Source organism: Pseudomonas chaetocerotis (genome assembly GCF_015712105.2).
Lineage (GTDB): Bacteria > Pseudomonadota > Gammaproteobacteria > Pseudomonadales > Pseudomonadaceae > Aquipseudomonas > Aquipseudomonas chaetocerotis.
This window is the reverse complement of record NZ_JACFYX020000001.1, coordinates 1-13138: the sequence shown is the minus strand read 5'-3', so window position 1 is coordinate 13138 and position 13138 is coordinate 1. Positions and strand designations below refer to the sequence as shown.

Below are 13138 nucleotides of genomic sequence, written 5' to 3'. Positions count from 1 at the left end.
GCAATGCCGGCCCGAGCGACGGCTCAGCTGTCGAGTTCGGCGGTGTTGCTGGTTCCGATGGAGGTGTAGCTCGGCCATTGCCGCAGCAGAGTCTCGACGAACTGTTCCGCTGCCGGTGACAGCGAAGAGCCGCGGCGGCGAACCAGGCCCAGGGTGCGGCTGATCACCGGGTCGACCAGCGGCCGGCTGACCAGAATCGGATGGTCCTCGGCCGGCATCGCCAGGCTGGGCAGGGCGGCGATGCCCAGGCCGGCCTCGACCATGCCCAACGATGTCGAAAGATGCTGCACCTCGTAGAACCAACTCGGGCGCCAGTCGAGGTGGGCCAGGCCGTGATCGAGCAGCACGCGGTTGCCACTGAGCCGTCCGACGCCGATCAGGCGGTAATCGCTCAGCTCGCGCCAGGCCACTTCCGGCTGCTTGGCCAGTGGATGGTCGCGCCGGCAGGCGAGCACGAAAGGCTCGTTGACCAGCGGGGTGAAGTCGATTTCCGCGCTTTGTCCGCTCTGCATGTTGATGCCGAAATCGGCCTCGCCACGTATCACCGCTTCCAGCCCTTCATGGGCGCTGAGGTCGAGGATACGGATGCGGATCTTCGGGTACTGCAGGTTGAAGGCGCGGATCACCGTCGGCAGGAAGTAGAAGGCTGCCGTCGGGATGCAGGCGAGGGTGACCTGGCCGGACTGGCGCTCGGCCAACTCGCGGATGCCAAGGATCGAACGCTCGAAGTCGTCCAGCAGACGCTGCGCCTTGGGCAGAAAATCACGCCCCACGGCGGTCAGGCTGACGCGGCGTGTGGTGCGGTCCAGCAACTGGATGCCGAGGCTCTCTTCCAGCTTCTGCATGCGACGGGTCAGTGCCGGCTGGGAAAGGTGAATGGCATTGGCGGCCTCGTGAAAGTTGCCGAACTCGGCGATTTTCACGAAAGCGCGGATATCTTGCAGTTCGTAATTCATGCGTATGAGTTATCAGTCTGGCGTATTTTTGTTTGCAGGTTAGCAATGAACCCTAGTCTTTCGGCTCAGGACTGGCAAGCGGGGAAATACGCACGTGCATTAATGCTATAAATGGAATAAATATCAAAATATATGCATTTTACAGAATAAATATCCGCTCCTCATAATCGACGCAAAGCAACAATCACTAGGTTTATTGCGTTGGAGGCATCATGCGGACGGTACCTTGTGTACTCATGCGAGGCGGTACTTCGAAGGGGCCGGTCTTTCTGGCCAATCACCTGCCCACGGACCCGCAGCAGCGCGACGAGGTATTGCTGAGCCTGATGGGTTCGGGCCACGAGCTGGAAATCGACGGCATAGGTGGCGGCAGCCCGCAGACCAGCAAGGTTGCGATCGTCAGTCGTTCGCCGCACCCGGACGCCGATGTCGACTACCTGTTCGTGCAGGTCATGGTCACCCAGCGCCGCGTCGACACCGCGCCCAACTGCGGCAACATGCTTTGTGCCATCGGCCCTTTCGCCATCGAACACGGCCTGGTCAATGCCGGCTCACCGATGACCCGTGTGCGCATCCGCAACCTCAACACCAACACCTTCGTTGATTCCGACGTGATGACCCCGGGCGGCCGCGTGCGTTATGACGGCGACACCGCCATCGACGGCGTGCCCGGTACCGCCGCGCCGATCAAGCTGACTTTCCTCAATGCCGCTGGTGGCAAGACCGGCCGTCTGCTGCCCACCGGCCGCGTGCGTGACGCGTTCGATGGTGTCGAGGTGACCTGCATCGACATGGCCATGCCGATGGTGCTGATGCATGCCGAGGCACTGGGCAAGACCGGCTATGAGTCGCCTGCCGAACTGGATGCCGACAGTGCGTTTCTCCAGCGTCTGGAGCGCATTCGCCTGCAGGCCGGCCTGGCCATGGGCCTTGGCGACGTATCGCAGATGGTCATCCCCAAGCCGGTGCTGCTGGCACCTGCACGTCACGGCGGCACGCTGAGCGTGCGCTATTTCATGCCGCACAACTGCCACCGCTCGGTCGCCGCCACCGGGGCTATCGGCCTGGCCACGGCCTGTGCGCTGCCCGGCAGCGTCGCTCAGGACACCGCGCCCATCGAAGGCGAGGCGCTGGTACGCCTGGAACACCCGGGCGGGCAGATCGAGGTTTCCCTGCAGCCTGCCGCCGACGGCAACCCCGAGCACCTGCGCGCCTCGCTGGTACGCACGGCCCGTCGCCTGTTCTCGGGTGAGGTGTACATCCCCAGCCTGCGGCGCACCGGCACCTGATTTCGCTTCACTACAACCACACCCGTAGGGCCAACCACAATGACAAGAAAAAAATCCCTCAGTTGCTCCGTCGTCGGCATGACGGTCATGGCGCTGCCAGCAGTCAGTGTCCATGCCGCCGGTTTCATCGAGGACAGCAAGGCCAGCCTGGAGCTGCGCAACTTCTACCTCAACCGCGACTTTCGCGAGAATGCCGGGCAGAACAAACGTGAAGAATGGGCGCAGGGCTTCATCCTCAACCTGGAGTCCGGATACACCCAGGGCACCGTGGGTTTCGGCATCGATGCCATCGGCATGCTGGGGGTCAAGCTCGACTCCTCGCCTGATCGCAGCGGCACCGATCTGCTGCCGCGTGACAGTCGCAACCGTGCCGAAGACGACTACAGCAAGCTCGGCGTGACCGGCAAGGTGCGTTTCGCCGAAAGCCAGCTGCGCGTGGGCACCTTGCTGCCAAAGATGCCCTACCTGCAGTACAGCAATTCGCGTCTGCTGCCACAGGTGTTCGAGGGGTGGCAGGTGCAGAGCAAGGATCTCGAGCGCGCCACCTTCACCCTGGGCGAGATCGACCGTGTGGTGCAGCGCAATGTCTCCGGCTCCGACAAGCTGGCGCTGAACAACAAGAATGGCCGCTTCGGTCGCAGCCCCGAGAGCGACGAGCTGCGCTTCGCCGGGGTCGATTACGCGATCAACCCGCAGTTGCTCGCCAGCTATCACTACGCCGAACTGAGCGATGTCTATCGCCAGCATTTTCTCGGCGTGCAGCACAACCTGGCGCTAGGGCCTGGCAAGCTGAAAAGCGACCTGCGCTATTTCAATAACAGCGAAGCGGGGCAGGAGCGGGTTGGCAAGATCGACAACCAGGCCGTCAACGCGATGTTCACCTACAGCGTCGCGGGGCATTCTCTGGGGCTCGGCTATCAGAAAATGCTCGGCGATGATGCCTTTACCTATGTCAACGGTGCCACGCCTTACCTGACCAATTTCCTGCAGATCAATGATTTCGCCGGCCCGGACCAGCGTTCCTGGCAGCTGCGCTATGACTTCGACTTCGCCCGCGTCGGCGTGCAGGGACTGACCTTCATGACCCGCTATGTACGCGGTGATCAGGTCGACCTGGCGGTAGGCGAGGGGCGCGAGTGGGAGCGTAATACCGATATCGCCTACGCCTTCGGTGATGGCCCGCTGAAGAATCTCAAAGTGACCTGGAGAAACGCGACTTACCGTTCGAGCTTCGTTCGTGACCTGGACGAGAATCGTCTGATCCTGAGCTATATCGTGCCGCTCTGGTAACGCACCGGCCTACATACAAGACCAATAAGAGGAACTCATCATGATCAATTGCACTATTCGCCGCATTCTGCCGCTGTCTTTCGCCCTATTACTTGCCAGTGGCTCGGCACTGGCCGGTGAACCTTCCCGTCCTGAGTGCATTGCTCCAAGCAAGCCAGGCGGCGGCTTCGACCTGACCTGCAAGTTGGCCCAGGCCGGTTTCAAGGACGAAGGCCTGCTCAAGGCGCCGATGCGCGTGACCTACATGCCTGGCGGCATCGGCGCCGTGGCCTACAACTCCATCGCCGCCAACCGTCGGGCAGAACCCGGCACCCTGGTGGCCTTCTCCGGCGCCTCGCTGCTGAACCTGGCTTTGGGCAAATACGGTCGTTTCGACGAGACCGCAGTGAAGTGGCTGGCCACCGTCGGCAACGATTACGGCACCCTGGCAGTACGTGACGACTCGCCTTACAAGAACCTCGACGATGTGGTGCAGGGGCTGAAGAAAGACCCGAAAAGCATCGTGGTCGGCGGCGGTGGCAGTGTCGGCGGTCAGGGCTGGGTGAAGATTGCCCTGCTGGCCCGCGCGGCAGGTGTAGATCCGCGCGAGCTGCGTTACGCCGCGTTCGAGGGCGGCGCCGAGCACTACATGGCGCTGATGGGCGGCCACGTGGACCTGGTCACTGGCAGCGCAAGCGAGATCCGCGCGCAGCAGGGCAACAAGATCCGCACCCTGGCGATCTTCAGCGAAGAGCGTCTGGGTGGTGATCTGGCCTCGATTCCCACCGCCCGCGAGCAGGGTTACGAGATCCAGTGGCCACTGATTCGCGGCTACTTCCTCGGCCCGGACGTGACAGAGCAAGACGTGGCCTGGTGGCAGGAGCGCTTCGCCAAGCTTGCGGCCTCCAGCGACTTCCAGGCCTACCTCGCCGACCGCGATGTACTGCCCTACTACGTGACAGGGCCGGAGCTCGATGCGCTGGTCAAGAGTCAGGTTGCTGAGTACCGCAAGCTCGGTCGCGAGTTCGGCCTGGTCGAGTAATCGAGTTCCCATGCGCCGTCCCTGACGGCGCAGCGTTCTGGAGCGCATCCACATGCATGACCGTATCTTTGCGGGGGTGACCCTGCTGCTTTGCTGCATCCTGGGATTTTTCGCCTGGGGCTACAGCGCCCCGTTTGCCTACGAGCCGGTCGGGCCCAAGGCCTTCCCGTTGCTGCTGCTACTGCTGATCGCCTGTGCCTGCCTGCAACTGCTGCTCAAGCCGGCAGGTGAGGTGCAGGGCGAAGAGCCACCCTTGAACCGCGAAGTGATGATCAAGGCGCTGGTCTTTCTCGGCCTGATGATTGGCTATGCGGTGCTGTTCGAATCGCTCGGTTTCATCCCCGCCAGCGTGCTGTTCGGCATCGGCATGGCGCGTCTGTATGGCGGCAGCTGGCTGCACAGCCTGATCAGTGGTGTGGTGTTGGCAATCGGCCTCTACCTGCTGTTCGACAGAGCCCTCGCCGTACCCCTGCCGCTTGGCATCCTTTCGACCCTGGAGAGCTGAACCCATGGATACTCTCGGTTATCTCGGCCATGGCTTCGGCGTGGCGCTGAGTCCCTACAACCTGCTTACTGCCCTGTGCGGGACCCTGATCGGCACGGTCGTCGGTCTGCTGCCCGGGCTGGGGCCGATCAACGGCGTGGCCCTGCTGATTCCGGTCGCTTTCGCCCTGGGGCTGCCGCCGGAAACCGCATTGATCCTGCTAGCTGCGGTGTACCTGGGTTGCGAATATGGCGGCCGTATTTCCTCGATCCTGCTGAACATTCCGGGTGAGGCCTCTGCGGTGATGACCACCCTAGATGGTTACCCGCTCGCGCGTCAGGGCCAAGCCGGTGTCGCACTGTCCCTGTCGGCCTGGAGCTCGTTCATCGGCGGCCTGATCGCCACCGCTGGTGTCGTCCTGTTCGCGCCGCTGCTGGCCAAGTGGGCGGTTGCGTTCGGCCCCGCTGAATATTTCGTGCTGATGGTCTTCGCCATCACCTGCCTGGCCGGGATGGCCGGCAACAAACCCCTGAAAACCGCTGTTGCGGCGCTGATCGGTCTGCTGCTTTCTTGCGTAGGCATCGACGCAAACAGCGGCGTCTACCGCTTCACCTTCGGCAGCCTGGGCCTGGCCGATGGCATCCAGTTCGTGGTGCTGGTGCTTGGGCTGTTTTCGGTCAGTGAGCTGTTGGTGCTGCTCGAGCGTACCCATCATGGCCAGAAGGCAATCAAAGCCAGCGGGCGCATGCTGTTCAGCATGAAGGAGGGCGGCTTCGTGTTTGCCACCAACCTGCGCAGCGGCGTGGTCGGCTTCGTGCTCGGCGTGCTACCGGGTGCCGGGGCGACGCTGGCCAGCGCGGTGTCCTACATGAGCGAGAAGCGCCTGGCGGTGAAAGACAACAAGTTCGGCAACGGCGACCTGCGCGGTCTGGCCGCACCGGAAACCGCCAACAGCGCGGCTGCCTGTGGCTCCATGGTGCCGATGCTGACCCTGGGCGTGCCGGGCTCGGGCACCACGGCGGTGATGCTCGGCGCCCTGACGCTTTACAACATCACGCCGGGACCGCTGTTGTTCCAGAACCAGCCGGACATCGTCTGGGGCCTGATTGCCTCGCTGTTCGTCGCCAACATCATGCTGATCATCATGAACGTGCCGATGATCAAGGTCTTCACCAAGGTGCTGGCGGTACCTTACTGGGCACTGGTACCGGCGGTGGCGATCATCACTGCCATCGGTGTGTACGCGGTGCACGCGACCACCTTCGACCTGTACCTGATGATCGCCATCGGCCTCTTCGGCTACGTCATGCGCAAGCTGGACTTCCCGCTGTCGGCGATCCTGCTCGGTTTCATCCTCGGCGGGATGATGGAGCAGAACCTGCGTCGTGCGCTTTCCCTGTCCAGCGGTGATCTCGGTATCCTGTACGCCAGCCCGATCACCTGGGTGGTCTGGGGCCTGGTGGCGGTGATGATCGTGCTGCCATTCTGGCGCGCCTGGCGTGCGCGTCGTCAGCAGGGCCGCGCCGCCAGCGTGGCCTGATTCGGAGGGTTGGCATGCGTATCGTGATACCGGATGACTATCAGCAGGTTGTTCAACAGCTCGATTGTTTCCGCTTGTTGGAGGGCTTCGATGTCCGCCTGTATCACGATGCCGTGAGCGATCCGCAGGTGCTGGCCGAGCGCTTCGCCGATGCCGAGGCGCTGGTGCTGACCCGCGAGCGCACGCGTATCGATGCCGCGCTGCTGGCACGCTTGCCGAACTTGAAGCTGATCAGCCAGACCGGGCGAGCCGGCCCGCATCTGGATCTGGAGGCTTGCCGCGAGCGCGGCGTGATCGTCGCCGAGGGCACCGGCTCGCCTATCGCGGCGGCCGAGCTGACCTGGGCGCTGATCCTCAATGCCCGGAGGCAGTTGCGCGAGGCCATGAACGGCCTGTATGCCGGGCACTGGCAGGTCAACCTGGGCCAGCGTCTGTATGGTCAGACGCTGGGCATCTGGGGTTACGGCAAGATTGGCCAGCGCCTGGCGCGTTATGCGCGCGCCTTCGACCTGCGTGTGCTGGTGTGGGGCAGCGAGGCCTCGCGCCAGGCCGCCATCGCCGATGGCTACGAGGCCGCGCCGACGCGCGAAGCCTTCTTCGAGCAGGCCGACGTGCTCAGCCTGCACCTGCGTCTGGTGCCCGCCACCCGGCATTGCGTAGGCGCTGCCGACCTGGCGCGAATGAAACCTGACGCGCTGCTGGTCAATACCAGCCGCGCCGAGCTGATCGCCCCCGGGGCGCTACTCGACGCATTGGACCATGGCCGGCCCGGCCACGCCGCGCTGGACGTGTTCGAGCAGGAGCCGATCCTGCAGGCCGATCATCCGCTGCTGATCCATCCGCGCGTGCTCTGTACGCCGCACCTGGGCTACGTCGAAAAACACAGCTACGAAGCCTACTTCGGCGAGGCTTTCGCCAATGTCAGGGCGTTTGCGCAAGGATGACGCCCTGAGCGCTGCGGCAAGGATTATGGAGGCAGAGCCCGAATCCTCCTCGGCGTTTTTTCACCAGCGCTGGCTCTCTGTGCTCAGCAGCCAGCGCTCGGCGCTCCATGGCATCAGCTCAACGCATCGATCTGCAGCGTGCTCTTGAGCGAATCAGCGATTCGGATGCAGGCCTCCGCCAGGTATTTCGGTAGCATCGCACCAGGGTTCAGAAATGGAGATAGGGATGCACTCATCCGAGCGGCTGAAGGGGATCGATGTCTTTGTGGCTGTCGCTGATTCTGGCAGCTTCAGTGCTGCTGCCGAACGCCTCAATCTCACCGGTTCCGCCGTCAGCAAGAGCGTGGCACGGCTGGAGGAGCGCTTGGGCACGCGGCTGTTCAATCGCACCACTCGTTCGCTGGCGCTCACCGATGCCGGAGTCCTGTTCTACAGAACCTGCACATCGGTTCTGTCCGAGCTGGAAGAGGTCGAGCATGCGCTCGTCAGCGAGGAACACGAGCTCCATGGCAAGGTCCGCATAGACCTGCCGGCCTCCTACGGTCGCCTCCATGTGCTGCCGTTGATCATGGATTTTGTCCGCCTGCACCCCATGCTCCAGCCGCATATCTCGTTCACCGATCGGTTCATCGATCCTGTTTACGAGAACATCGATATCGTCGTTCGCATCGGTGGCCCGGATACCTGGCCGGCCAATCTGGGGCATGAGTATTTCGGTGCCCAGCGCCTGATCTTCTGCGCTTCACCGGACTACGTTAGGCGCTTCGGCTGTCCAGAAAGACAGGATGATCTGGATAACCACCAGTGCATCGGTTACGTGCAGAGCGATGGCTTGGTCAGCCCATGGTTCTTCAGGGGTGCGCGGCCGGGAGAGATGGAGCGCCGAACCATGCAGACGCGAATTGCAGTGGGAGACGGCGAAGGGGAGGTGGCAGCGGTGCTTGCAGGTCACGGTATCGGGCAGTTACCAACCTGGCTTACGCAGCGCCACATTGAACAGGGCACGCTTGTCGAGGTGCTGCCAGACCTGGCTACGGATGGTTTGCCCATGCATTTGATCTGGCTGAAAAAACGCGAAAACGTCGCCAAGGTCAGAGCCCTGCTGGACTACCTGCGCCTCCGGCTTACGCCTTATGGAACGAGAGTCTCGACAGATACGGCGGAGCACTGATTGCTCTGAACCCTGCTCCGCATGACCTGAACCGACGCTTTCAGGTCGCAGGCGCCTGCTCCTGCCGGGACGCCAACTTGTGTACCAGCGGCACCAACATCAGAGCGATGACGGCGATAACTGCAGCCGCATAGCCAAGATACTCGACGCCCAGATTGGCAATGGTCATGCCGCCGACAATAGCGCCAATACCGATGCCGGCATTCGCCGCCGATACGTTGGTGGTGCCCGCCAGTGCCTTGGAGTGGGAGACCGAACTCATGACCCGGACCTGGCTGACCGGATAAAGGGCGGTATTTGCAATGCCCCACAGGCCCAGCGCAGCACAGAAAATCAGGCCCACATGAGCGAACGGAACAATCGCAGTCATGCCAATCGCCAGCAGAAGCAAAAAGAGTACGCTGGCCTTGATCGGGGATATATCAATCGCCTTGCCGCCAATCCAGTTGCCGACCAGGCCGACTGCGCCGAATGCCATCAGCCACCATCCGATATTTTCCGGACGCACGCCCGCCACGCGCTCCAGGATGTCGGCCAGGTAGGTGTAGGCGGTGAACATGGCGCTGAACACGACGATGGAAAGCAGCACATTCGAAAGGAAATAGGGTTCCTTGAAAATCTTCGCTTGCTGAAGAAAATTCACCTTGGCAGTGCGGGAAACGGCAGGCATGAACGCCAGAACTGCCAGCGCCATGATCATCGATAAGCCGGCGAGCGACCAGAATGCGCCCCTCCAGCCGAGCGCATTCGACACCAGAGTGCCCAGAGGAATGCCGAGCAGCATCGCGGCAGAGATACCCAGGTAAACATTCGCGATCGCCTGGCCCGCTTTTTCGGGGCCGACCAGTTGCCCTGCGGTTTCACTGGCGGTACCCCAGAAAACGGGCAACGCCAGTGCAGGCACCAGGCGCGCGACGGCGAGAAGCCAAAAGCTGTCCGATACCGCCGCAAGCGCGTTCGATGCGGCGAAAATCAGCAGAATGGCCACGAACAGCCTCTTCCGATCAAGATGAGACAGCATTGCTGTCAGCGGTGGGCCGAAAATCATCACCGTGAAGGCAAAAAGAGTCACCAGTTGGCCTGCCATTGAGATGGAAATATCCAGGTCTCGGGCAAGAGAAGGCAGGAGGCCGACGATCAGAAATTCAGTGGTGACGATGAGAAAAGCGGAAAATGCCAGGATGGCAACGCTAAGGCCGGCGCCTCGTTGCGAGCCGACAGATTGAGAGGCTGATTCATGAACAGACATGGACGGAGCTCCGATAAGAACGACCGCGAGTCTATTAATTATTTATGTTCTTATTTTTGGTATTTATTCATTCTATTAATGAATAAATTTCGTTAATTGGTGGTGGCAACCTGGGCGCTGGCCAGGACAACCATCCGCCTGCCGAAAGGGCAGGCCGCCCATTCCTCGCGACACACCACCGCCAGCCATTTCATCCAGAACGGCGGCAACATCCTCACCCTGCAGGACATCCTGGGTGACTCCAGCCTGGTCATGCCCAGGCGCCGGAGCATCTGGCCGAGGCGGTGAGGCTGAATCCTGGCGCGGAGATATCTGCCCGGTTTGGCGTGGAACCCTGTTGAATCCTGTTCGGATGCGGGCAAGATTTCCTTCATGACTCAACCCTCGACGAGCCGATTCAGTCCAGCCTTGGCCTCGTCAGACCTGCGGCAGCGGTCAGGTCGTCCATCGAACTGTCCGCATAGCCCTTCGCCGCGAAAGCCTCGCGCGCCGCTTTGATCAGTTTGTTGCGCGTTTCCCCGATCATCGCTGCACGCTTCTGCGCTATCGAAATTCGTCCTCAAGCAATTTGCATGCGATGCGTATGAGTCAATTGGCATGCGCCGCGTACGTTGTATTCTGATTCGCATACGTGTTGTATGCAGTTGCATTGGGGCTGCTTTCATCCATGCAGGCGCAGGTACCTGCAGACAGAACAGGGGATGGCTCCTTCGGCGAGCAGCGCCACCATCAGACCTTCGTTTCGATCAGATGCCAGGCCAATGGCGCTGATAACGCCACTGATGCTGTGGCAGGTGCCAAAGGGCAGGGCGGCGAGGGCATGTTCGGGCCGTGTTTACAGCTACAGGCCATCAATTGCCGATGCTCCCGGACTTGCTGTCCCTCGGCTTGCAGCCTGGTATTTTGCTCGATGAGGTGCGGGTAATACAGCACCGGGCGAGATGGCCCGATCAGCAGGTACGACGTTCGCAGGTGTCGTGCCCCTCCTGCCGCGTCCCCCGTGCTAGCGAGCGTGCTCTGTTCCACGGGTGACTATCCTGAGCGATGATCTGATAGCAGAGTTAAGCGTCGGTGAGATGAACGCAGCCCTTGGATTCAATGCCCGACGAACGGTCGACCATCGCATTGACATATCGGTAAATGTCGATATTATTGTCCCCCATGGAACTGATCAATGTATTCAAAGCCCTTTCAAACCCTACACGCCTTGGAATCCTCAAGGGGTTGAAGGATCCGGTGAAGAACTTTCCTCCCCAGGATGAGGGCGACGTTCATACCGTGGGTGTGTGCGTCAGCAGTATTCAGGAAGGTGTGGGTCTGTCGCAGTCGACGGTGTCGGATTACCTTGCGACGCTGCAGCGTGTAGGCCTGGTCGAAGTACGCCGGGTCGGACAGTGGACCTACTACAAGCGCAATGAAGCCAATATCCGTGCTCTGGCTGAGCTCATAGGCAAAGAGCTGTAATTTTTTAACCTTATGTATCGATAATTCTCGATATCCCTTTTTGCAGAAGCGAGGACTCACGATGGAGAGACCTTAGGTAAGACCGTGAATTTTTTTAATCCTACATATCGAAAATTCCCTATATCCCTTTTTCCAGAAACGAGGAACCAAAAATGAAAGCGCAAACTTTTTTGAAGAACTTACTTACAGCTGTAATTCTGGCCCATGTGGCTTCATCTGCATTCGCTGTAACTCCTTCTAACCCGCAGCCGTTGCAAAGTGCTACGACCGGCCAGCAAGTAACCACCGAGCATCTGGATGTTTCAGAAAATGGTTTCGACCGCACGCCTCTCGGCGAACGCATTGCTGAAGATGGTTTCGACCGCACGCCTCTGGGCGAGCGCATTGCTGAAGATGGTTTCGACCGCACGCCTCTGGGCGAGCGCATTGCTGAAGATGGTTTCGACCGCACGCCTCTGGGCGAGCGCATTGCTGAAGATGGTTTCGACCGCACGCCTCTCGGTGAGCGCATTGCTGCAGACGGTTTCGACCGCACGCCTCTGGGCGAGCGCATTGCTGAAGGTGGTTTCAGCCGCACCCCTCTCGGCAAACGTATTGCTGAAGGTGGTTTTGGCCGTACGCCCCTTGGCCAGCGCATTGCTTGAAGATGGTTTCGACCGAAAACTACTGGCTGTCATCGACGGTGAGCGCACTGGGTAGCGTTAATGCCCACCGTGAAAGAACTATTTTACGTGTCTACATATCGAAAATTCCCTATATCCCTTTTTCTAGAAGCGAGGAACCACAATGAAAGCGCAAGTACTCAAATCCTTTGGCGGCCCGAACGCATTCGAACTGAGCGAAGTGGCCAAACCCGTACCGCAGGCAGGCCAAGTGCTGGTGCGGGTTCACGCAACCTCCATCAACCCGCTGGATTACCAGGTGCGTCGCGGCGACTACGTCGACTACGTGCCCCTTCCCGCCATTACCGGGCATGACGTATCCGGTGTCGTCGAAGCCGTCGGCCCGGGTGTGACGAGCTTCGTGCCAGGCGACGAAGTCTGGTACACCACGCAGATTTTCGAAGGTGACGGCAGTTATGCCGAGTACCACGTCGCGTCCGAAAGCATCATCGGCAAGAAGCCGGCATCGCTGAGCCACCTCGAGGCGGCAAGCCTGACGCTGGTCGGCGGAACGGTCTGGGAAGCGCTGGTCGGGCGCGTATCGCTCAGGGTCGGGGAAAGCATTCTGATCCACGGCGGCGCCGGTGGCGTCGGCCACGTGGCGATCCAGGTGGCCAAAGCCATTGGCGCCCGGGTGTTCACCACCGTGCGTGAAGCGAACTTCGAGTTCGCCCGGGGACTGGGTGCCGACGTGGTCATCGACTACGAACAAGAGGATTACGTTGACGCCATCCTGCGAGAAACCGATGGCCACGGCGTGGATGTGATCTTCGACACCATCGGCGGCGACACCCTGACCCGCAGCCCCGACGCGCTCGCCCAGCTCGGCCGCGTGGTTTCGATCGTGGACATCGCCAAGCCGCAGAACCTCATTCAGGCCTGGGGCAAGAACGCCAGCTACCACTTCGTCTTCACCCGCCAGAACCGCGGCAAGCTCGATGAACTGAAGGCATTGGTCGAGCGCGGCCAGTTGCGCCCCCATGTTGGCGCGGTCTACTCGCTCGCTGACATTGCAAGCGCGCATGCGCTGCTGGAGACCCCTAACAACGGTCTTCGCGGGAAAGTCGC

General features: G+C 61.0%; 12 protein-coding genes and 2 pseudogenes. 11 read left to right on the top strand and 3 right to left on the bottom strand.

Going from position 1 to position 13138, the window contains the following annotated elements; translation table 11 throughout:
- Window positions 1-23 precede the first annotated feature (23 nt).
- Window positions 24-956 carry a LysR family transcriptional regulator gene (locus H3221_RS00070; protein WP_196477107.1) on the bottom strand — a complete coding sequence of 311 codons (933 nt, stop codon included), beginning with the start codon at window positions 954-956 and terminating at the stop codon, window positions 24-26.
- Window positions 957-1168: 212 nt separating this feature from the next.
- Here H3221_RS00070 and H3221_RS00065 point away from each other — a divergent pair, with 212 nt between their 5' ends.
- From H3221_RS00065 to H3221_RS00035, 7 genes are all read left to right on the top strand, one after another.
- Window positions 1169-2245, top strand: coding sequence for a 4-oxalomesaconate tautomerase (locus H3221_RS00065; RefSeq protein WP_196477106.1), 1077 nt, complete (start codon window positions 1169-1171; stop codon window positions 2243-2245).
- A 39-nt stretch (window positions 2246-2284) separates the two neighbouring features.
- Window positions 2285-3535 (top strand): OprD family porin, encoded by a 1251-nt coding sequence (locus tag H3221_RS00060; protein WP_192979853.1) that lies wholly within the window; start codon window positions 2285-2287, stop codon window positions 3533-3535.
- A 40-nt stretch (window positions 3536-3575) separates the two neighbouring features.
- Complete coding sequence (locus tag H3221_RS00055) at window positions 3576-4556, top strand: Bug family tripartite tricarboxylate transporter substrate binding protein (RefSeq protein WP_196477105.1); 981 nt, start codon at window positions 3576-3578, stop codon at window positions 4554-4556.
- Between the two features lie 52 nt (window positions 4557-4608).
- The gene (locus tag H3221_RS00050) at window positions 4609-5061 is read left to right on the top strand and encodes a tripartite tricarboxylate transporter TctB family protein (RefSeq protein WP_196477104.1); all 453 of its coding nucleotides are present in this window, start codon (window positions 4609-4611) and stop codon (window positions 5059-5061) included.
- 4 nt (window positions 5062-5065) lie between these two features.
- Window positions 5066-6580 carry a tripartite tricarboxylate transporter permease gene (locus tag H3221_RS00045; protein ID WP_196477103.1) on the top strand — a complete coding sequence of 505 codons (1515 nt, stop codon included), beginning with the start codon at window positions 5066-5068 and terminating at the stop codon, window positions 6578-6580.
- A 14-nt stretch (window positions 6581-6594) separates the two neighbouring features.
- A complete protein-coding gene (locus tag H3221_RS00040; protein ID WP_196477102.1) occupies window positions 6595-7524 on the top strand; it encodes a D-2-hydroxyacid dehydrogenase family protein in 930 nt (309 codons plus the stop codon).
- Between the two features lie 226 nt (window positions 7525-7750).
- A complete protein-coding gene (locus tag H3221_RS00035; protein WP_196477101.1) occupies window positions 7751-8695 on the top strand; it encodes a LysR family transcriptional regulator in 945 nt (314 codons plus the stop codon).
- 40 nt (window positions 8696-8735) lie between these two features.
- Here the strand turns inward: H3221_RS00035 and H3221_RS00030 are convergent, their stop codons facing one another.
- Window positions 8736-9944, bottom strand: coding sequence for an MFS transporter (locus tag H3221_RS00030; RefSeq protein WP_196477100.1), 1209 nt, complete (start codon window positions 9942-9944; stop codon window positions 8736-8738).
- A 117-nt stretch (window positions 9945-10061) separates the two neighbouring features.
- On the opposite strand from H3221_RS00030, the pseudogene H3221_RS00025 reads away from it, so the two are divergent.
- A pseudogene (locus tag H3221_RS00025) lies at window positions 10062-10285 on the top strand (hypothetical protein); the annotation flags it as partial.
- Window positions 10286-10347: 62 nt separating this feature from the next.
- Here the strand turns inward: H3221_RS00025 and H3221_RS00020 are convergent.
- Window positions 10348-10491 (bottom strand): annotated as a pseudogene (locus H3221_RS00020) (TetR family transcriptional regulator); the annotation flags it as partial.
- Between the two features lie 614 nt (window positions 10492-11105).
- On the opposite strand from H3221_RS00020, the gene H3221_RS00015 reads away from it, so the two are divergent.
- The 3 genes from H3221_RS00015 to H3221_RS00005 form a co-directional block, all read left to right on the top strand.
- A complete protein-coding gene (locus tag H3221_RS00015; protein WP_196477099.1) occupies window positions 11106-11408 on the top strand; it encodes an ArsR/SmtB family transcription factor in 303 nt (100 codons plus the stop codon).
- 152 nt (window positions 11409-11560) lie between these two features.
- Window positions 11561-12052 (top strand): hypothetical protein, encoded by a 492-nt coding sequence (locus H3221_RS00010; protein WP_196477098.1) that lies wholly within the window; start codon window positions 11561-11563, stop codon window positions 12050-12052.
- Window positions 12053-12194: 142 nt separating this feature from the next.
- The coding region (locus H3221_RS00005; RefSeq protein WP_224490439.1) for a zinc-dependent alcohol dehydrogenase family protein at window positions 12195-13138 on the top strand (944 nt) is incomplete at its 3' end.

Coding starts and splice junctions, on each gene's coding strand:
- H3221_RS00055 (WP_196477105.1), top strand. CDS start 3,576: ATGATCAATTGCACTATTCGCCGCATTCTGCCGCTGTCTTTCGCCCTA.
- H3221_RS00065 (WP_196477106.1), top strand. CDS start 1,169: ATGCGGACGGTACCTTGTGTACTCATGCGAGGCGGTACTTCGAAGGGG.
- H3221_RS00050 (WP_196477104.1), top strand. CDS start 4,609: ATGCATGACCGTATCTTTGCGGGGGTGACCCTGCTGCTTTGCTGCATC.
- H3221_RS00010 (WP_196477098.1), top strand. CDS start 11,561: ATGAAAGCGCAAACTTTTTTGAAGAACTTACTTACAGCTGTAATTCTG.
- H3221_RS00035 (WP_196477101.1), top strand. CDS start 7,751: ATGCACTCATCCGAGCGGCTGAAGGGGATCGATGTCTTTGTGGCTGTC.
- H3221_RS00070 (WP_196477107.1), bottom strand. CDS start 956: ATGAATTACGAACTGCAAGATATCCGCGCTTTCGTGAAAATCGCCGAG.
- H3221_RS00040 (WP_196477102.1), top strand. CDS start 6,595: ATGCGTATCGTGATACCGGATGACTATCAGCAGGTTGTTCAACAGCTC.
- H3221_RS00045 (WP_196477103.1), top strand. CDS start 5,066: ATGGATACTCTCGGTTATCTCGGCCATGGCTTCGGCGTGGCGCTGAGT.
- H3221_RS00015 (WP_196477099.1), top strand. CDS start 11,106: ATGGAACTGATCAATGTATTCAAAGCCCTTTCAAACCCTACACGCCTT.
- H3221_RS00030 (WP_196477100.1), bottom strand. CDS start 9,944: ATGTCTGTTCATGAATCAGCCTCTCAATCTGTCGGCTCGCAACGAGGC.
- H3221_RS00060 (WP_192979853.1), top strand. CDS start 2,285: ATGACAAGAAAAAAATCCCTCAGTTGCTCCGTCGTCGGCATGACGGTC.